The sequence below is a fragment of the Streptomyces sp. NPDC047706 genome (genome assembly GCF_043204795.1).
Lineage (GTDB): Bacteria > Actinomycetota > Actinomycetes > Streptomycetales > Streptomycetaceae > Streptomyces.
In genome coordinates this window covers 251,086-270,229 of sequence record NZ_JBIDCW010000002.1, presented here as the reverse complement: position 1 = coordinate 270,229, position 19,144 = coordinate 251,086, and the positions used below count along the sequence as shown (strand labels likewise).

Annotated in this window: 19 protein-coding genes; 12 read left to right on the top strand and 7 right to left on the bottom strand. The window is 67.5% G+C overall.

All coding sequences use genetic code 11. From position 1 onward, the window contains the following. Window positions 1-1,515: an N-6 DNA methylase gene (locus tag ACGF8A_RS03165; protein ID WP_393103638.1), complete on the top strand. Its 1,515-nt coding sequence runs from the start codon at window positions 1-3 to the stop codon at window positions 1,513-1,515. Further along, window positions 1,508-2,650: a restriction endonuclease subunit S gene (locus tag ACGF8A_RS03160; RefSeq protein WP_393103636.1), complete on the top strand. Its 1,143-nt coding sequence runs from the start codon at window positions 1,508-1,510 to the stop codon at window positions 2,648-2,650. Before ACGF8A_RS03165 ends, ACGF8A_RS03160 begins: the two co-directional genes overlap by 8 nt. An 18-nt stretch (window positions 2,651-2,668) precedes the next feature. On the opposite strand, the gene ACGF8A_RS03155 is transcribed toward ACGF8A_RS03160, so the two are convergent. Both ACGF8A_RS03155 and ACGF8A_RS03150 read right to left on the bottom strand, forming a co-directional pair. Then, window positions 2,669-3,337: a RadC family protein gene (locus ACGF8A_RS03155; protein WP_393103634.1), complete on the bottom strand. Its 669-nt coding sequence runs from the start codon at window positions 3,335-3,337 to the stop codon at window positions 2,669-2,671. Window positions 3,338-3,362: 25 nt separating this feature from the next. After that, window positions 3,363-5,084 carry a DUF262 domain-containing protein gene (locus ACGF8A_RS03150; RefSeq protein ID WP_393103632.1) on the bottom strand — a complete coding sequence of 574 codons (1,722 nt, stop codon included), beginning with the start codon at window positions 5,082-5,084 and terminating at the stop codon, window positions 3,363-3,365. 375 nt (window positions 5,085-5,459) lie between these two features. On the opposite strand from ACGF8A_RS03150, the gene ACGF8A_RS03145 reads away from it, so the two are divergent. After that, window positions 5,460-6,839: a hypothetical protein gene (locus tag ACGF8A_RS03145; protein ID WP_393103630.1), complete on the top strand. Its 1,380-nt coding sequence runs from the start codon at window positions 5,460-5,462 to the stop codon at window positions 6,837-6,839. Window positions 6,840-6,872: 33 nt separating this feature from the next. After that, window positions 6,873-7,046, top strand: coding sequence for a hypothetical protein (locus ACGF8A_RS03140; RefSeq protein WP_393103628.1), 174 nt, complete (start codon window positions 6,873-6,875; stop codon window positions 7,044-7,046). Window positions 7,047-7,144: 98 nt separating this feature from the next. Here the strand turns inward: ACGF8A_RS03140 and ACGF8A_RS03135 are convergent, their stop codons facing one another. From ACGF8A_RS03135 to ACGF8A_RS03120, 4 genes are all read right to left on the bottom strand, one after another. Beyond that, window positions 7,145-7,582 (bottom strand): hypothetical protein, encoded by a 438-nt coding sequence (locus tag ACGF8A_RS03135; protein ID WP_393103626.1) that lies wholly within the window; start codon window positions 7,580-7,582, stop codon window positions 7,145-7,147. A gap of 269 nt (window positions 7,583-7,851) precedes the next feature. Next, the gene (locus ACGF8A_RS03130) at window positions 7,852-7,986 is read right to left on the bottom strand and encodes an FAD-binding protein (protein WP_393103624.1); all 135 of its coding nucleotides are present in this window, start codon (window positions 7,984-7,986) and stop codon (window positions 7,852-7,854) included. 27 nt (window positions 7,987-8,013) lie between these two features. Then, window positions 8,014-8,271 (bottom strand): DUF397 domain-containing protein, encoded by a 258-nt coding sequence (locus ACGF8A_RS03125; RefSeq protein WP_393103622.1) that lies wholly within the window; start codon window positions 8,269-8,271, stop codon window positions 8,014-8,016. Next, the gene (locus ACGF8A_RS03120) at window positions 8,268-9,149 is read right to left on the bottom strand and encodes a helix-turn-helix domain-containing protein (RefSeq protein WP_393103620.1); all 882 of its coding nucleotides are present in this window, start codon (window positions 9,147-9,149) and stop codon (window positions 8,268-8,270) included. Before ACGF8A_RS03120 ends, ACGF8A_RS03125 begins: the two co-directional genes overlap by 4 nt. A 221-nt stretch (window positions 9,150-9,370) precedes the next feature. Here ACGF8A_RS03120 and ACGF8A_RS03115 point away from each other — a divergent pair, with 221 nt between their 5' ends. Beyond that, a complete protein-coding gene (locus tag ACGF8A_RS03115) occupies window positions 9,371-10,711 on the top strand; it encodes a tetratricopeptide repeat protein (RefSeq protein ID WP_393103618.1) in 1,341 nt (446 codons plus the stop codon). Window positions 10,712-10,766: 55 nt separating this feature from the next. Beyond that, entirely contained in the window at window positions 10,767-11,471 is a 705-nt protein-coding gene (locus ACGF8A_RS03110; RefSeq protein WP_393103616.1) for a 2'-5' RNA ligase family protein, read from the top strand. Here the strand turns inward: ACGF8A_RS03110 and ACGF8A_RS03105 are convergent. After that, a complete protein-coding gene (locus ACGF8A_RS03105; RefSeq protein WP_393103614.1) occupies window positions 11,367-11,912 on the bottom strand; it encodes an ATP-binding protein in 546 nt (181 codons plus the stop codon). The genes ACGF8A_RS03110 and ACGF8A_RS03105 overlap by 105 nt on opposite strands. 212 nt (window positions 11,913-12,124) lie before the next feature. Here ACGF8A_RS03105 and ACGF8A_RS03100 point away from each other — a divergent pair, with 212 nt between their 5' ends. The 6 genes from ACGF8A_RS03100 (at window position 12,125) to fxlM (ending at window position 18,713) form a co-directional block, all read left to right on the top strand. Continuing rightward, window positions 12,125-12,532 carry a hypothetical protein gene (locus tag ACGF8A_RS03100; RefSeq protein ID WP_393103612.1) on the top strand — a complete coding sequence of 136 codons (408 nt, stop codon included), beginning with the start codon at window positions 12,125-12,127 and terminating at the stop codon, window positions 12,530-12,532. Window positions 12,533-12,540: 8 nt separating this feature from the next. Further along, the gene (locus ACGF8A_RS03095) at window positions 12,541-12,708 is read left to right on the top strand and encodes a hypothetical protein (protein ID WP_201301891.1); all 168 of its coding nucleotides are present in this window, start codon (window positions 12,541-12,543) and stop codon (window positions 12,706-12,708) included. A gap of 185 nt (window positions 12,709-12,893) precedes the next feature. Continuing rightward, entirely contained in the window at window positions 12,894-13,097 is a 204-nt protein-coding gene (gene fxlA / locus ACGF8A_RS03090) for an FxLD family lanthipeptide (RefSeq protein ID WP_393103610.1), read from the top strand. Between the two features lie 79 nt (window positions 13,098-13,176). Next, window positions 13,177-16,227 carry a lantibiotic dehydratase gene (locus tag ACGF8A_RS03085; protein WP_393103608.1) on the top strand — a complete coding sequence of 1,017 codons (3,051 nt, stop codon included), beginning with the start codon at window positions 13,177-13,179 and terminating at the stop codon, window positions 16,225-16,227. Beyond that, entirely contained in the window at window positions 16,227-17,402 is a 1,176-nt protein-coding gene (locus ACGF8A_RS03080; protein ID WP_393103606.1) for a lanthionine synthetase C family protein, read from the top strand. The genes ACGF8A_RS03085 and ACGF8A_RS03080 overlap by 1 nt, the downstream gene beginning before the upstream one ends. Window positions 17,403-17,489: 87 nt before the next feature. Further along, on the top strand, window positions 17,490-18,713 hold the full coding sequence (gene fxlM, locus ACGF8A_RS03075) for a methyltransferase, FxLD system (RefSeq protein WP_393103604.1): 1,224 nt from the start codon (window positions 17,490-17,492) through the stop codon (window positions 18,711-18,713). Window positions 18,714-19,144: the final 431 nt, after the last annotated feature.

Below are 19,144 nucleotides of genomic sequence, written 5' to 3'. Positions count from 1 at the left end.
ATGGCGTCCACCAAGAAGAAGGCGGCTGTGGCCACCACGTCAAGGGCGCGACTCGCGTCCGTCATCAAATCGGCACGCGACACCATGCGCAAGGACGCCGGACTTAATGGTGACCTCGACCGCCTCCCCCAGCTCTCCTGGCTGCTGTTCCTCAAGGCGTTCGACCAGCGCGTCGAGCAGGTAGGGCCGTTGCTTGACCCCGACTACCGTCCGGCGATCGAGAAGCCGTACCGGTGGGAGGACTGGGCGACGAAGCCGGACTTCAGCGGCAACGAACTGAAGACCTTCGTCAACGACGAACTCATCCCGCATCTTGCCGAACTGAAGGGCGCCGACGGCGACGCCGAGGACCCGCGGAACGTTCTGTCGACCATCTTCAAGGACGTCAACAACCGCATGCAGTCCGGGACCCTCCTACGGGACCTGGTAAACCTGGTGGACGAGATCCACTTCGACTCCTCGGACGACATCCACACGATGGCGTTCCTCTACGAGTCGATCCTCAAGGAGATGCGAGACGCAGCCGGCGACTCCGGCGAGTTCTACACCCCTCGCCCCGTCAACCGCTTCATGGTGCAGCAGTCGTTCCTCAAACTCGGGGAGTCGATCCTCGATCCGGCCTGCGGTACCGGTGGCTTCCTTGTCCAGGCATACGAGGACCTGGTGCAGGGAGTGGAGACCGACACCCAGCGCAGGCAGCTGCACGACGACATCCGCGGCATTGAGAAGAAGTCCCTCCCGTACCTCCTGGCCAGCATGAACCTGCTGCTGCACGGCATCGGTGCGCCGCGGTTGGTCCGAGAGAACGCCCTGCTGCAGATGCGGGACGCTACGGCGGCGGACCGGGTGGACGTGGTACTGACGAACCCGCCGTTCGGGGGTGAGGAAGAACGGTCGGTGGTCGAGAAGTTCCCGAAGGGCTACCAGACCCAGGAGACGTCCTGGCTCTTCCTGCACGCCATCCTTGACCAGCTGAAGAAGGGTGGACGCTGCGCGATTGTCCTGCCGAACGGCAGCCTCTTCGCAAGCGGCGAGAACAGCATCGGTGCTCGCATCAAGCAGAAGCTGATGAAGGAGTGCAACCTGCACACCATCGTCCGCCTGCCCCAGGGCGTCTTCGCGCCGTACACACAGATTCCGTCGAACCTGCTGTTCTTCGAGAAGGGCAAGCCAACGGAGGAGGTCTGGTTCTACGAGCTCCCCCTTCCGGACGGCCGCCGCAGCTATACCAAGACCAAGCCGATGCGGTTCGAGGAGTTCGAGCCGTGCGTGGATTGGTGGGGCGGTGCAAAACGGGAGGGCCGCGAAGAGGGCGGCAACGCGTGGAAGGTAACGGCTACTGAGATCGAAAAGGCGGGCTTCAACCTCGACATCCCGAATCCCCATGGTGGGGAGGACCTGGCGCATCGATCGCCGGAGGATCTTGTGAATGAGCTCATTAAGACGGAGAACGAGATTCTGGGGCTTCTGAAGGAGCTGCGCGACGAGGTAGGGGTCAGCTGTGGAGGTGAATGAAGTTCAGCTTGGTGACGTCCTGACGTTGGAACGTATCCCCGTCGACGTCGATCCCGATGCCGAGTACAGGCAGATCGGCATCAAGTCTTTCGGCAACGGGATCTTTCATCGTGATCCCTGCTTGGGTTGTGATCTGAGTAAGCTCAAATATTTCGAGGTCCATCCTGGTCGGCTTATCGTCAGCAACATCATGGCCTGGGAGGGCGCCATCGGAATCTCGACGGAGAGCGAGGAGGGTTTCGTCGGGTCGGCTAGGTTTCTGAGCTATCGCCCTACTAGTGACGTCGATATTCGATATCTGAACTACTATTTCCAGAGCTCGGACGGACTCTCATTGATCCGTTCAGCTTCGACGGGGACTGTAGCCCGTAACCAGACCCTCTCGCCGAAGAATTTCGAGAAGGCTACGGTGTCTCTTCCTGCCCCGGACGAGCAGCGCCGGGTCTCCGACAAGCTCGATAAGCTCATGTCGAAACTTGGCACAACGGTCGCAGTCTCTCCTGGCGCGGAAGATGCCCGCCAGCTTGCGGTATCTGGGCTCGATCAGGTACTTGCCCGCTGGGCAACCGGCACCGTTAGGGTGGACGATGCCTGCACACTGGTGAGCGACACTGTCCATCCTGGTGACGACCCAAGCCCGGCCAAAGAGTTCGTGGGCCTGGAACACATTGCACCACACCTCGGCACGCGAATCGGATCACGCCCGCTCGGTGATGAGAAGGGACGTAAGTTCAGGTTCGCAGCTGGGGATGTTCTCTATGGTTATCTGCGCCCGTATCTAAACAAGGTGTGGCTTTCCGACCGGGCTGGGCTGTGCAGCGTGGAGCAGTATGTACTGCGTCCTAACGGCATCATGCCTGGCGAGCTTCTTGCGGCTGGCCTGCGGAGCAAATCCACTCTGAACAAGGTCCTAAACGCCACTCATAATCTCCAACTTCCGCGCCTTCGCTCTGGTCTTCTCATGGCCATGGAGATTCCCAGCATTCCGCGCGACCGCCACAAGCAGGCGACAGCCGATGTTAATGCATTCATGCAGAAAGTTCGGACCCTTGATAACCGCCAGCGCCACCGCGATGAACTTCTAACCGCTGTCCGCCCCGCCCTCCTCAACGCCGCGTTCTCCGGACAGCTGTAGTCGGCCCAGGGCCGACTCTCAGCCGGAGATAGCCTCCACCCGACGCCATTCCCGGTCCGTGACCACCACATGGTCCAGGAACCGGAGCCCGACCGCCTCTGCTCCCGCCGCCAGGCGGGCTGTCGCGCGGCGGTCGGGCTCGCTGGGCTCCACGTGGCCTGTGGGGTGGTTGTGGGCTACGCCGAAGGCCGTGCCGCTCGTGGCCAGGACCAGGGCCAGCACATCGCGGACAGGAAGAAGAGAGCGGTCAACAGCACCCTCGGTCAGCGTCGCCTTCCGCAGGACCGCGCCAGCCGCGTCGCACACCACGACCACGACCCGCTCGTGCCTCAGGCCCCTCAGCAGCGGTGCTGCGATCCTGGCCAGGTCGGCGGATCCGCGAACGTATTGCCGACTCTGGACCTCGGCTGGTGCTGCCCGTTGCGCCAGCTGAAAGGCGGCCGCGACGCGCGCCGCCTTCGCCGGCCCCATCCCTGGTAGCCCCGCCATAAGCTCGTGTGCCGGTGTCCGGGAGAGTTCGTACAGCCCGCCGTGCCGGGCGATGAGCTGCCCCGCCAGTTCCACCGCATCGCAACCGCCTGTGCCTGAGCCAATCAGCAGGGCAAGGAGTTCGCGATCGGAGAGCGCTTCCGCTCCTCGGTCCAGCAACCGCTCCCGGGGCCGGTCAGCAACCGGTACATCCGCCATCCGCATTCCGGCCCCACCTCATCCCTCAGTCTGCAGAATCGCGGTCGATCGGTTCGTCCAGGAGGGAGTCGGAGTCCGTTTCCTCCTCCAGCCCCTCGTCATCGGGCAATGACTGCGCCTCACCCCTCGCGGCGGGACTCACCGGTCCCGCCGCTCCACCGATCAACTGCATCAACCGCCGGTGCAAGGTCTCTGACCTCACGCGCAGAAATGTGTCGTAGTCGTCCCGCAGCGCCGCCTGGTAGGCGTCTTCCTCTACCAGGCAGGTGCTCAACCGCTCACGTAGCGGTCCCTCGCCCTCGATATCGGCCAGGTCCCGCAGATACTGCGAGGGCGGCCGGTCGGTCACCCAGATGTTGCTGTGGGAGGTCAGCATGATCAGATTGCCGCAGACGTTCGCCCCGGCGCTGCTCACCCCGCGCGACCGCAGAAACGCCTTGGGAAAGAAGTGGTGAAACTCCTTGTCGTTCTGCCACGACAAGGCCCTGCCCACGTCGATCCGTTGCCCGGTGAGCAGGTCCAGCGGGTCCTCGTACGCAAGGAGGAGAGCGAGAAGCTTGCTCGGTGCGTTCCGTTTGGAGAAAGCGCTCCGCCGCCACACGGCGCTCCGCGGGAGTGCCGCTCCCGTCTCGATCTCTTGGGCCTCGCCCTTAGCGAAGGAAGTGATCGCCTGCAGGTCGGGACCCATCTGGGCCTCGCTCCAGCCCTTGAAGTACTCACCGCTCGCGGTCAGCCAGAACCAGCGGCGCAACGCGTCGTACTGCGCGGACGAAGGCTTCGGTAGCTGCCGGAACACTTCGACGAGCACCGCGAACTGGTTGTAGTAGGGCAGCGCATCGGCCTTCGGTGTACGGATCTGGGTGCTGAGGAAGTCCACCGCCCGCTCGGCCGCCTTCGCCGCCTCGGCCACAGCCTCCCGCAACCGCTCCTTGTCGAGTTCTCTCAGACGGTTGATGTCCTTGGTGGAGAACCCGAATCCGGAGGCAACCGCGATCGTGCGAAGCATGGTCTTGGTGTCGACCCGGCCGTAGCGCTTCGCGTCGAGGACCTGGAGCAGCGATTCGATCTCCTCCTTGAGGTCGAAGTCGGGGCTCCATGTGCCAGCCCGCGCCACGTCGACAATGTTCATCGTCGTGCCCGTGCTGTTGATCCGTACGAAGACCTCCGCCGACTCCTCCGCCGACATGTGGTCCAAGGTCACCACTGGCACCAGGTAATTGGCGAACTGCTCGTACAGCTCGGTCGCGCGCTCGCGCAGCTCGGGGGACAACTCAGCCACTTGCCCGAAGAGGGATCCCGCCGAGCTCACCTTCCGCATGGGAATGATGTGCGGTCCGGTCGGACTCTCCGGGGTGCGCTGGAAGAAGCGCTCCTCTTCCAGGTCGTAGGCGATGTCCCAGGAGCCGGTGCCGCCGTGAAGTGCGCCGATGATGCTGGCGAGCCTCTGCTGGCCGTCGAGAATGTACTTGACGGGGCGACCTGGACGCGGCGGGTCCACGTCCAAGCCCGCGACGGTCTCCTCGCTGGCGAGTTGCTCCGTGGTGTCCCACAACAGCAGGCTACCGATGGGGTAGTTGCGCAGGACCGAATCCAGGAGGTGGAGGATCTGGTGCGGCCCCCACACGAACGCCCGCTGGTACTTCGGCAGCACGATCTCGCCGGTCAGCACACGGTCGGCGAGCCGGGAGACCGGCACGATCGTCGGTTCCGGGCTGGCGGACTGGCGCCTGCGGCCTGTTGCGCTCACTGAGCATGCCCCCCGTATGCCGTGATCCTTGGATGAGTGTTCACTGTGCATCCTAGGGAGCAGCACTGACAGACAGACGTGCTCGAGACCGGATCGGCACAGATGCATCGGCACTGTCGTGGCCAGCAGAGCTCACTCGCGCGGCGGCCGGACGCCGGCAGCCTTCGGTCGACCTGAACACCCTTTGCGGGTACGGCAGATGGTGTTTACTGCCTGCCAGGTGGGCTGGTCACGTGGCGTGAGAATGAGCGGGAGGCAGCAGTGGAGCAAGTAGGGGGCGGAGAGGGCGCCTCCCCGGAACCGTCTGATGTCAGAAACGACCTCTCTGGGCAGGTGGCTGGCCCGGCCATCCAAGCAGGGGCGATCCACGGCGACGTGAATATCACGATGCCGGGCCCGCTGCCGGTAGCCGAGCATACCGACGAGGCCCTCGCCGAGGAATTGCGCAGGTCGTCACAGATCTGGCGAGCCCGGTTTTCCAGTGTCGACTTGGTCAACCTGCCACGGGTGGCGATGCTCACGCAGGGCAACGCGGTGGCGGCTGCGGCAAGGAGAGCCGGACTCGACAGCACGAGACCGTTTGGCGGGCAGGGGATGGCGCCAGGGGAGTTCGTCCGGATCGTTCGCCCCTTGTTCGAGACATGGGACGCGGAGGCGGTTACGCTCTGCGAGCGCACGGCAGAGAAGGTGCATCGTGGCCTTCTGGTCTCCTTCGAAAGCGCTGTGCGCTGCAACAACCCGCCCGAGGTTCCGCTGAAGGAGCCGACTGGAGTCCTGACCAAGGATCCCCACCTCGTCTTCCCTGTCGGGGCAAGGAAGGTGATCATCACCTTCGACCCGCGTTGGCTTACGACGGCGACGGCGAATACAACGCTCCATGAAGCTGCTCGGGAGCCGCTGGTCGTCTCGGGTATCGGAACTGTGGCGTCGGTATCAGAAGAGGGGAACATTCGAATCTCGGCGCTTGTGTTCGGGCAGCCGGAAACCCTGGCGCAGGCTCAGTTTGATTATGCAAAGAGATCTGTTCTGCCGGATCCGCCCGGTTTGACGTGGGCTGACTTTCGTAACGAACTGTCAAGGTCGGAGCTGTCGCAGCTCTATGGTGATCAACTGCAGGGAAGGGAAACCGTGAGCCGAAAGAGTATCGCTCTACTATTTGATGAAGGTAAGGTGTTTCCCGGGCAGATCGACCGAGATGTGCTGACCCAGGTCTCGCGGGTCGTCCCCGAGTATCGGCGTGATGTGGGTATGGCCGTCGCGAGTCTACTCTTCGACAGTAACGGTGTGGCGGCCGCTGACCTCGCTGCTCATTTCCTTGCTCGGGAACCCGCACTCTTGAAGTCCCTCACAGTGCCTGGGCTTACTACTCTGATCCGGTCCTGTAACCTCGCCGTCGCCACCGTTTCTGGGCTCAGTGAAGGGCAGACGGTGGACCTGCACGAGGCGATGCGTGAAGCGGTTACCAGTTACCTCGGATACGTCGAGGTAGACAGGAAATTGCCCCTGCATGAGCGGCTTCTTCCGGTACACGATGAATACCATGTCGTCGGTGCCGAATTGCGGTTGGTCTACAGCGCGGCAAAGCGCGCTCTCGACGAGGCTAATGGTGAGGACCTCGAAGCTCCGTTGGATGAATGGCGGCAGAGAGGGCTGTTTAGCTGCGTGGAATGGGAAGAAGATCTAGAGCAGTCTGCGGCCGAGCAAAAGGAGGCGTCGATGATTATGGAGGCTTGGCTGAACGCGCAGTCTGAGTGATTCCCCCGGTAGATCGATCAGGAACCCCCTGCTGTGACGTTCGGATTCCGGGACCTGAGGGGAGCCGACACCGGCATCGACACCGGCTTCAAGAAGGGCACCCTCGTGCTTCCGGCGACATCTGTGCAGCAAGTCGAGCGTGTGATCGGCCGCCGTGGCAGCCACCCGGACAAGGAAGGGGCCGAGTTTCAGGCAGCAGCTGACTGACACGCTCATGGCGTTCCAGGCGGCATGCGTCGGCTGACTCGCCCAGGTCGCCCGACCTGGTGACGCGCCGCTGCGAGCTTTGCCCAGCCTCCTTCCGATCAGTCCCCTTCGGAGGAGGCTGTGTTGCGCGTCACGTTGAAGGTGAGACTTGAGAAGTCCCGGCCTTGGAGCACTGGGCCATTCTGGGTGCCGCCGCTGATGCTGTTGTGCACGTCGCCGCCCGAGGAGCTGGCCTGTGCCTGCTGCCACCACTCATCGAGCAGTACGCGGAACTCTCCATCCAGGGCCGCTCGTACGCCGAGGGCGGTGGCCAGCGCCTGGGCACGCATCGGGTCGGCAGGGTCACCCGCCAGCGCGGCGACTTCGAGTTCGCCGGAGCTGACCTGGGGTGTCCCGTCGTCTTGTGTTCCCTGTGTCGCGGCTCGCCCGAACGGGCGCCGCACCAGCGCGGTTAGTCCTTGCCATGCCTGACGTCCGGCTTCGCCGCCGAGACCGCCGGCCAGCGCGGCGAGGGCCGCTGCGGTAATCGGGTCCATGCTGGAACTCCCTCGTTCGGCGACGGATCCCACCTTAGCTTCCTCAATGTCATTGCACCGTCGACGTGTTCGCGGCCCCGATGGCCCGGCCCATTCCAAGCGGTGCGTGAACCCTCCATCATTTTTTGATCATCTTCTGCGGCATCTGGGTTGTCAGCGCCGGGTGACAGAAACACCGGGCGCGCCGTCCCGGCGAGCCTCCTGAAGACGCCAAGCGACGCAAGGCTCCACTCCCAGACCTTCGCCCAGGGCTCGACAAGGTTCGGCCCTCACATCGCGCCGGGCGCGAGCGACGTGCGCACGGGAATCTCCTCGGCCACCAGCCGCGGAGAGAGCCCGGCTTCTATCAGCGCCATGCCGGTCGTGAGGCCCGAGGCGCCTGCGCCCACGACGACGACTGTCATGACTCTCCTCACGCCCCAGCTCTCTGCTCAGCCCCGATGCTCACTGATTGACCCGTTGGCGATCTCGCTGACCAGCGCGCGCATCGCCGCCTTCGAAAACAGCAACGGCAGGCGGCCGATGTCCTTGGAGTCGCGCACTGCGGCGTGGTCGCCCATTGCAGCGACTTCCACGCAGTCGTTCGCACCCCCGCTGTACGAGCTCTTCCGCCACCGCGCGTGCGCGAGATCGACGTCGTACGGAGCTGTCGTGACATCGTGCGGGGCGGCCATGCTGGGCGTGCTCACTCTTCGAGCTCCTTGCTGATGCGTGCGATGCGGGTGCGGGTCTCCGACGGGTCGAGGGCGGTGTTCCTCAACTGGTCGAAGATGTCCGTGTAGTTCTCCACATCCTGTGGGGACTCGAGATATACGGAGTTCTTGGGATTCTCCAGCCACACCAAGTTCGGCGTGGGGTGTGGGAACGTCAGGATGACGAACGGGCCGTATAGCCCCGGATGCGCGCCGAGCGAGAACGGCAGGAGCTGCACGGTGACGTTAGGCCGCTCGCTCGATTCCGCCAGCTTCCGCATCTGGTCGCGCATCACCTCAACGGAGCCGACCGTCCTGCGCAGCACGGCTTCGTCGAGGATCGCCCAGAGTCTGGCGGGGGTCTCGCCGCCGAGGCGGCTGTTCTGCCGCTCCATGCGGACCCTGACCAGGGACTCGACCTGCGGCGGGGACAGGTCCTTCCTCATCTGGGAGATCACGGCGCGCGCGTAGTCCTCGGTCTGGAGCAGCCCCGGTACGAGCATCGGCTGGTAGTTGGCCTGGTGTGTCGCGCCGGCCTCCAGCGCGAGGTACCCGTCGTAGCGCGTCGGGGTGAGCACCGTCGAGTACTTCCGCCACCAGGGCTTCTGCTGTTCCTTGTCCGCTCGCACGAGGTCGAGCACGTCGGCGCGCCGGTCCTCGTCCTTGACGCCGTACAGGTCCAGCAGTGCCCGGACGAGGACCGGCGTCGTGCCGCGTTCGCCGTTCTCGATCCGGCTCAGCGACCCCTGGTTGACCTCCAGTTGGTCGGCGACCTCGGTGAGGGTGAGCCCGGTCGCGTCACGCAGCTCCTTCAGCCGTGCCGCGAGCTGTCGCCGGTACACCGACTGCGGGACCAGGATTCTCTTCAAGGCCATGCCGGAAGTCTCTCCGTACCAGCGACACCTCTACAACCCATACGGGTCAACTTCACTAGACATATTGCCTAGTTGCTGGTTGCGTCGGCATGCTGTCAGGAGTCACGGCGCGCGTTCGTACGGGCATGCGCCGCAGCCGACCGATGGGCAAGCAGGCCACGACCTCGCTACCTGCACGCGCCTTCGCGTCGGTCCTGCACGCCGCACCAGGAGGGTGGGCCATGCCACGGACAACGCTGCTTCGGCAGCTGCTCCAGCAACGGCACCTGACGACGCACGAGGCTTTCGCCGCCCAGTACGAGCGGGCCGCCGCCCGGCTGGCAGAGCTCGACCGAGACCCCCGCCTGGCGTCCCTCCAGGTCTCTCCACGTCAGTTCGACCGCTGGTACGGCGGGGAGTTGCTGACTCTGCCCCGTCCTGACGCCTGCCGGGTGCTGGAGCACATGCTGGGCAGGCCCGTGTCCGAGCTGTTCTCCACGGCGTACGACGGCGACTCGGCGCACGACCGCGACGAGGAGTCGAGCACGGGCCAGCAGGCGACGAGTGCGCCTCCACCTCGCGAAGGCGACGAGAACCCACTGGACATCGTCACCCGCACCCGGCAGCTCACGGCCAGCAACGCCGACGACGCGACGCTCGCGTTCCTCGACTCCTCCCTGGAGGGCATCGCCAGCCGGTACGAACAGGACGGGCCGTACGTCCTCCGCCCCCAGGCCCGCCAGGTGCGGCAGCTCGCCCACACCCTCCTCGACGGCCGCCAGCCCCCACGCACACGCCGGGAGCTCTTCCGCCTCGCTGCCCGCGCCTCCGGCCTGCTCGGCTACATGGCGGTGAACACGGGCGACTTCGCGCTCTCGGAGGCGTACTGCACCGAGGCCCGGGATCTCAGCCGTGAGATCGGCGACCTGGACACCGACCTCTGGGCGTGCGGCACCCTCTCCTTCAGCCTCTACTACGCCGGCCGGTACGACGAGGCGGATGCCTGCGCCGCTACGGCTGTCGAGCGGGCCCCGCGCCACGCACAGTCCATCCGCCTGCTCGCCAACGGCCGGGCCCGGGCCCTCGGCAAGACCGGCGAACGGCGTGCCGTCGAGCAGGCCATCGGACAGGCACTCCGCCTCTCCGACCTCCACGAGGTACCCGTCGGGCTGACCTCCTGCATCTCCTTCGAGCCGTACGGACGGGCGCGGACGCTGGCCAACGCCGTCACGTCACAGGTGGCGCTGCGCAACGCGGCGCAGGTACTGCGCGATGCCGAGCACATCGACGATCTGGTGGAGCACTCGGCCTCCTCCTGGAGTCGTTCGCTCGTACGCCTCGACGTCGCCACCGCGTTGCTGCAGCAGCGCACGCCGGACATCGATCACGCGATGGCGCTGGGCCGTGAGGCCCTGCGGTTGTGCGGAGGCACACCAATCAGCTCCGTCTACCAACGCTCCCGTGACCTGCATGAGCAGGCCGGGTCGTGGCGTGATCATTCGGCGGTACGCGATTATGGCGAGGAGTTCCGGACCTGGAGCTCGCAGCCAGCGGCCCTGGCCATGGCGTCATCCGCGTCGTAGGCGCCGTGGGTGTCGTCGTGCTCCGGGGCAGTGTGAAGCCGAAGGAGTACGTCGGGTGCCCCTGCTCAGTGCCGATCCCGCCGCGTTCCCCGCCGAGCCTCCCGCCGACACGCACGATCCGGCGGTCACCGCGGCCCACGACTGGGCGGCGTTCAGCGCACTCGACGAGATGACCGACCACTGGGCACGCCCCGGCTGGTCGGACGGCAGCCGTGCGTACTACTGGATGCTGACCTTCCCGGACGATCAGCGGCTCGCGACTCTCGCTGGGCATTGCCAGGAGGAGCTGGCGCCCCTCGGCCTCGACCCGGTGCCGACGGACGGATTGCACATCACCCTCGCCCGAGTGGGAACGCCGGGCGTCGTCACCCCGGGTCAGCTGGACAACCTGGCGCGGGACACCGAGGCGCTGCTGCCCTCCGCGTTCTCCGTACGCGCCATGCCGCTGGCCGGCTCCCGCGGCGCCGTCCGGCTGTCCCTCGGCCCCTGGGAACCCCTGCTTCGGCTGCACCACGCGCTCGCCAAGGCAGGGAGCAGCGTCGGTCTGGCCCCTAAGAAGCCGACGTCCGCTTTCCGGCCGCACCTGAGCCTCGCGTACAACAACCGTCGGCGCCCCGCCGCGCCCGTTGTGGAGGCGGTCTCAGGGCTTCGCGCTCTACCGGCTGTCGAACTCTCCGTGTCCGTTGTCCAGTTGGTGGAGCTCCGCCGTGAGGGGCGGACGTACCGCTGGGATGTGCGGAGGCACGTCACGCTCGGGTAGCCCGCTGGCGTCCAGCGCGAGAATTACGACCACTTCCTTGCCGATCGCGGTCGGCCGGACGGACCACGTGGAGGCCAACTCCCCGACGAGCAGCAGTCCGAGACCACTGCCCGTCAACTCCTCCACCGCCTCCTCCGCGGAGCGTGCCCGGACCCTGGAGACATCCCGTCCCGCGTCATGGACTCGCAGTACCGCCATGTCCCGGTAGACCTCCACGCACATGCAGTCCGGTCCGCCGGCTGTGTGCCTGAGCGCGTTGCCCACGAGCTCCGAGGCGATCAGAACAGCGTCGTCGACCCGCTCCGGCGCGGCACGCCCCTTGAGGAGCTCTCGTACGTGTCTGCGCGCGAGGCCCGAAGGCTCGGTGCAATCGGCCAGCTTCACCCAATGACGCCGTACTGGCGTCCGCCTGCAGAGGCGCTCTTCGTCCACCGCGTCCATCGCCGCTTCTCGTTTCCGCTTGGCACTGGACCGGTCAGCCTCGCCACGCGTGAGCCGCGGCGGTACGCCGCGCCTCCGCCTCTTCGCGCGCCGCCGGACGGCGGACGAACGGCGTGCTGACGGCGTACCGCCGCCGACTGCCCCCGGCGAGGCTCTACGTCGAGGCGCCGGACCCTTGGCGTCTCGGCTCACCTGGCTGGAGGTAACGCGGAATGAGCGGCAGTGCGAGGCAGACCGCACCACACGAGGTGCCCCCGGGCACGCGCCTGGTGTTGTACGCCTGCCTGCCCGCGTCGCTCGGTGAGGCCGCCGACCACAGCGTGGCCAGCGCACGGCGGTACATCTCCGGTTCCGGCTGGGAGGCGGTCGAGACGCACGTGGACCGGGCGGCACCGTTCGAGAGCCGCGCCCTGTGCGAGGGCTGGCACAACGCTTTGGCCGCGGTCGAGCAGGGGAAGGCGGCCGGGATCGTCACCCCTCTGCTCGTGATGCTGGGGCATCTGGAGGAGGACAGGGCGAACCTTGCTGCTTGGCAGGCTCGGACCGGAGCGCTGATCACGACGCCGTGGGCGGTCGTCGATGCCGCCGGCTCCACGGGCGCACGGAGGTCGGCAGCGTGATGGCCCGGATGCGGCAACGGCCGCTCCTGCGGCTGCTCGACCAGGTCGGATGGGTGCTGCGGCATCCGGCGACGTACGTCGGTCGGTTCGGCTTCGGCACCTTCCAGGTTCTGTTCCTGCCCGTCCTGGTGACCGGCACAACGTTGACCACGCTCTACGCGGGCCAGGCCCGGTAGACCCGGCCCGTGTCCTCGACCCCCCTCTCCGGATGTTCCGAATCCACTTCCCCCACGGAATCCGGTCAACCGGAGAGGGGCCGCACCCAAGGTGCGAACGCAGAAACTCGGCCCTGCGGCAATCCATACGCAGGCCGGGCAGCACGACGAACCGTTCGGATCCTTCCGACAGAAGAGGAAGTGCGATGACCACAACCATGCTCAGCCCGATCATGACGGCCACCACCGGGGCGTCCGCTGCGACGGCCGCCCCCGAGGCGCCCGCCGACCCGTTCGACGTCGACCTGACCATCGTCACGGAGATCGGCTCCGACCTGCTCCCCAAGGCATGCGGCACCGGTGACGGGTGCGCGGCCTCCTGCGCCTCGTCCTGCGCCAGCGCCGTCTGACGACGGCCCGTGCACGGGGTCGGGGGCGCTGCCGCCCCCGACCCCGCTCGTTCACAGCACTGACGGCGGAGGCATGGGGATGGGAAGCGACGGAAAGCTCTACCAGCACACAGGCGCGGCGCTGCTCCGGGCCGCCGCGATGTCGCTGACGGGTCTGCCGACATGGTGGCCTGACCCGTCCGACACGGAGGCGTGCGGCAGGTGGCTGAGGCAGGTGTGGGCCGATGCGCGGTTCGCCGACGCAGTCCGGCAGGCGAGCGGCGATCTCGCCACGCGGGTCGACGCGATCTGCGCCGGGCAGCCGACACGCTCCAAGCAGGTCCGGCGCGCCGCCATGGCCACTGTCCGCTACTTGTTGCGCGCCACCGGGCGACCGACCCCGTTCGGCCTCTTCGCGGGAGTCACCGCGGCCAGCGTGGGTTCGACGCCACACGTGAGGTGGGGAGACGCACACCGGGCCGTGGCACGGGTGGACACCGAGTGGCTGGACGACGTCATCGTCCGCTTGGAGGCGTGCCCGGCCCTGCTGGAGCGCCTGGATGTCGTCCTGAACAATCTGGCGGCGCGCCGCGGCGGACGCCTTCACGTCCCGCATGGCGGACCAATGGGCGCCACCGTCCGGCGCACCAGCGCGGTACGCGTGATCGAGGACCTGGCACGCCGGCCGGTCCACTTCGCCGCCCTTGCCGAGAAGTTGGCCGCCTCCTTCCCCCGAACCGAGCCACAGAACATCCGCACACTGCTCGGCGCACTGGTGCGTGAGAAGTTCCTCATCACCGGTTTGCGCGCGCCGATGACCAACACCGATCCGCTGTCCCACCTGATCGAGCGGCTGCACGGCGCGGACGCGGGCACAGTGCCGCAGGTCGCGCAGGTTCTGCACGAGCTGGAAGCGGTGCAACGCGCCGTACACGAGCACAACCGGCGCCCGACGAACGCGCAAGGGCTATCTCGGGAGGAACTCACGGGTCGGCTGCGTCGGCTCTCCGACGCGGGTCGAAGCCCGCTGGCCGTCGACCTGGGGCTGGATGCCGAGGTACGGATCCCCGAGAGCGTCGCGCTCGAGATGGAGAGGGCGGCGGACGCCTTACTGCGGCTCACGCGCCGACCGGCAGGCCAGGGTGTGTGGAAGGAGTACCAGGTCGCGTTCTGGGAGCGGTACGGCACCGGCACGCTCGTGCCGGTGAAGGAGGTCGTCGACCCGGCGTCCGGGCTCGGCTACCCAGCCGAGTACCCCGGCAGCCGCATGACCGTACCGCCCCCGACAGTCTCCGAGCGTGACGAGCGGCTGCTGGCCCTGGCCTGGCAGGCTCTGGCCGACGGCAGCAGAGAGATCGTCCTCACCGACGACCTGATCGACCGCCTGGCCGGCGAGGCGCCGACCGGGCAGGAGGCACCACCCCACGTGGAAATGTGCGGGCGCCTGCACGCCGCCAGCCTGTCCGCCTTGGAGCACGGGGACTTCACGCTCACGGTGACACCGGCACGCGCCGCGGGAACACTCACGTCCCGGTTCACTCCGGTCGCCACCGGCACGGGACTCGATGAGATCTACCGCCAAGTTCCCACGGGCGTCGAGAACGCGCTGACCGCGCAGCTCTCCTTCCCGCCCCTTTACCCGCACACAGAGAACGTCGCCCGCATCCCCGCTTATCTCCCACACGTGATCCCGTTGGGCGAGCACCGCAGCCCCGACGACACCTCGACGACGCTCATCGACGTCGACGACCTCGCGGTCACGGCCACGCACACCCGCCTGTACCTTGTCAGCATCTCCCGCCGTCGCCTGATGGACCCGCAGGTCTTCCACGCCATGGCTCTGGACAAGCAACCCCCGCCCCTGGCCCGATTCCTGGCGCACCTGACCCGCTCCTTCGGCCCTGCCTGGACCAGCTTCGACTGGGGGCCGCACGGCGCACGGCTGCCGTTCCTGCCGCGCGTCCGCTACGGGCGCGTGATCCTCTCTCCCAGTCGCTGGAACCTGACCGCCGACGACCTTCCAAGCCGCAGCGCGGACATGCGGGAGTGGACTGACGCCCTCGGCCGGTGGCGGAAGCGGTGGCACTGCCACGGTGCCGTCGAGCTGCGGGAGGACGACCGGACACGTCGGCTCCAACTCGACGTGCCCGCCCACGCCACCGTCCTACGCGCCCACCTGGACCGGGAAGGCCATGCCGTGCTGACGGAGGCGCCGGCCGAGGAGACCTACGGCTGGATCGGCGGCCACGTCCACGAGATCGCCCTGCCGATGACCAGCACCCGCCGGCCGATACCCGACCCGCTCTCCGGCTTCCTCCCCGTGCTCACCAACAGCACCCTCGGGCCCGTACCGGGGGCGGTACAGGCACCCTGGCTGAACGCCAAGATCTACAGCCACCCCGAACAGCTCGATGAGCTGATCGGCACCCACCTCGCGCGGCTCGTGCTCCAACTCCCAGGTACGCCCGAGTGGTGGTTCGTCCGCTACCGCACCCCGCACGACCTCGACCACCTCCGCTTGCGCATCCGCACCCGCAGCACCGGACAGTACGCCGCCTGCACCGAGCTCGTCGCCGGATGGGCCACCGGGCTGCGCCGCGAGGGGCTCAGCAGCAGGCTCGTGTTCGACACGTACACCCCCGAGATCGGCCGTTACGGCCCAGGCGCCGCCCTGCGCTGTGCCGAGGCGGTGTTCACGGCCGATTCGGCCTACGCCTTCGCCGCCCTGCAGGGCCCCGGAGTCGACGGCGTCGACGGACGCGCGCTGGCCGCGGTCGGCATGGTGGACACCGCCTGCGGCTTGCTCGGCCCCGACGAGGGAATGCGGTGGCTGGCGAACCGGCCCGCGCCTCCGGCTCGCGTCGAGCGAGGCGTCAGCGACCAGGCCATCGAACTCGTTCGCCGCACTACGCCTCGTGCCCGAAGCTGGGGCGAAGAGCTCGCCCAAGCGTGGCACCGTCGAGCCGTGGCCCTGGCGCTGTATCGCGAGGGCCTCGCCGAGAGCATGGACCTCGACTCCGTCCTGGAATCCTTGCTGCACATGCACCACAACCGCCTGCGTGGCCTGGACCGGGAGGACGAGAGGATCTGCCGCCGCCTTGCCCGTCAGTCCGCCGTCGCATGGGCCGCCTGGCCGGGGGAGAGCCGCTGATGAACTACGACGCGCCGCCCACACCCACCGGGCCCGGCTGGGGGCAGTCGCTGTACTCCGGCGCGGCGGGAGTCGCCCTGCTGCACGCCGTCAGAGCCCACACTCGCGAGGACAACAGGGACGCGCTCCGGCCATGGGCCGCCGCCATGCTCAAGGGCCCGATCCAGGCCGCCCCCGAGGCATGCGGTCTGTACGAGGGCGCCCCGGCCGTCGCGTACGTCCTCAGCTTCACGCACACGAACACCTCCACTCGCGCCCTGGCGACCCTGGACACACACCTCGCCGACGTCACACGCCAACGACTCAAGCGGGCACACGCCCGCATCGATCACGGCGCGTTGCCCACCCTGGGCGAGTACGACCTCATCAGCGGACTGACCGGGCTGGGCGTGTACCACCTGCACCGCGGCCACAAGACGGAGCTTCGTGACGTCCTCGCCTACCTGGTGCGGCTGACGGAACCGATCACCATCGAAGCGCAAAGTCTGCCCGGCTGGTGGACGGGAGACAGCCCCGATCTGCGACCGACGCCACGATGGCCCGGCGGACACGGCAACTTCGGCCTCGCCCACGGCATTGCCGGACCGCTGGCGCTGCTGGCCACGGCACTGCGACACGGCCACACGATGCCCGGACAGACGCAAGCCATCACCCGAATCTGCGACTGGCTCGACCGGTGGCGCAACAACACCGGCTCGCGCGCCTGGTGGCCGGACCTGATCACCCGAGCCGAACACCGACTCGGCGAACTCCAGCGCCCAGGGCCGAGACGCCCGTCCTGGTGCTACGGCGCCCCCGGCATCGCCCGCGCCCAGCAACTCGCCGGCATCGCCCTCGGCGACCGTGACCGGCAACGGCAAGCTGAGCAGGCCCTGGCCGGATGCCTGGCCGACGACCAGCAGCTCGCCCAGCTCACCGACGCATCCCTCTGCCACGGTTGGGCGGGGCTCATACAGACCGTCTTGCGTGCCGCCGCCGACGCCCTCGACGACGAACTCGCGTCGCATCTACGCCGCCTGAACGCCCGGCTCGACAAGCACTTGGACCACCACGGACTGCCGGACGGCGCCGGCCTGATGGACGGCACGGCAGGTATCCACCTGGTCCGTCTCACCGACCCCGTCAACACGGCGATCAGCGCCCCCTGGGACCGCTGCCTGCTTCTGACAGAGTGACGCCGCGAACCGCATCCGCACACCAGAACAAACGAGAACGATCTACCCCTCCCGTACGCACAGCCTGGCACCTTCCGAAAGGACGCGATGAACACCACCACTGGCGCCTCCCCCGAGGACCTGCGCAACCGCCTGGTCGACGCCGTCCTGAAAGAGGACCTCTCCGGCCTCCGCGACGCACGCGTCGAAGGCACCATGCGGACCGTACCCCGCCACGCCTTCCTCCCCGACGCACCCATCGAGGAGGCGTACGCCAACAAGAGCGTGACAATCAAGGAGAACCCCGACGAGGACGCACTCCCGCTGAGCTGCGCCTCCCAGCCCGACGTCGTGCACTTCATGCTGGCCCAGCTCGCCGTCCGCGAAGGCGACAACATCTTCGAGATCGGGGCCGGCACCGGCTACAACGCCGCCCTTCTCAAGCACCTCACCGGGAAGTCCGGACAGGTCACCACGTGCGACATCGACGCCGACGTGACCGCCTACGCCCGCCGGATGCTGGACGCGAACGGATACGAAGACGTTCGCGTCGTCACGAGGGACGGCGCCCTCGGCGCCCCGGAGTTCAGCCCGTACGACCGAATGATCGCCACGGTCGGCATGTGGGACCTCCCCGGCGCCTGGTGGGACCAGCTGGCCGTCGGCGGACGCCTCGTGGTCCCGCTGCGGTGGCGCGGGCTCTCCAGGGCCGTGGCCTTCCAACGTGAGGAGAGGCGGATGCGGTCCGACTCCGTCAAGATGTGCGGCTTCCTCCCGGTGATCGGCCAGGACGGAGAGCGGAACGATTACATCGACGACGACCGGCTCGTCCGGCTCTACTGGGACGAGGATCAGTCCATCGCCCCGGAACTTCTTCGCGACGCGCTCACCCGACCGAAGTCGGTCGTCTGGACCGGTGTGACGATCGGGCCCGTCGAGTCGTTCGACGGCGTCTGGCTGCGGCTGAGCGCCACCGAGCGAGCGACCTGCCGCATCACTGCGAAGCCCGCAGCGGTGGAGGCCGGCCTTCACCGCCCCGCCTCACCCGCCCTGAGCCCCGCCCTCGTCGAGGGAGACTCCATCGCGTACCTCACTCTGGAGCGGACCGCCGAAGACTCCGAGACAGAACCCCGGTTCCGGCTGGGAGCCGTCGGCTATGGCCCGGCCGGCGCCAATCTCGCCGAGCGGATCTGCGCGCAGATCCGCGCCTGGAGCCCGGCCCGGACCGCCGAACCCGTGGTCACGGCCTACCCCGTGGAGACACCGGACAGCGACCTCGCCGACGGAGCCGTGATCGACCGGCCCTCCGTGCGGCTCGTCATCAGCTACTGATCTTGACGCAGGCGGGCGTGGCCGTTGCCAGGTGCGGCCGCGCCCACGGAACGAGAACAGGGCGGCGTGGGAGCACAGTGGTCAGCCCTGCGCGAGGTTCGCCTCACGTCGGTGCACCGCCGCACGGCCCGTCGCCTCGGATTGCCCGCGGTGGCGGTCGCTGAAGAAGCACTGCTCAACCGCTCCCAGAGCCCAGGTGGAGGATTCGGGATCCACCCCCAGCGCGGGGGCCGTACGTCGTCCTCGGTCATGTGGTCGCACCATCCGGGCCTGTGCGCGACCTGCTTCGGGGAGATCAGGATCGTGTCATCCGGGTGAGTACGCCACTCCCTCTGCACGAACGTGCCTACGGAACGCGTGGGCGCCGACGCCGACGAGCCCGGCGAACACTCACATCCGAGCCCGATGACGATCTTGCCGCCGCACTCGTC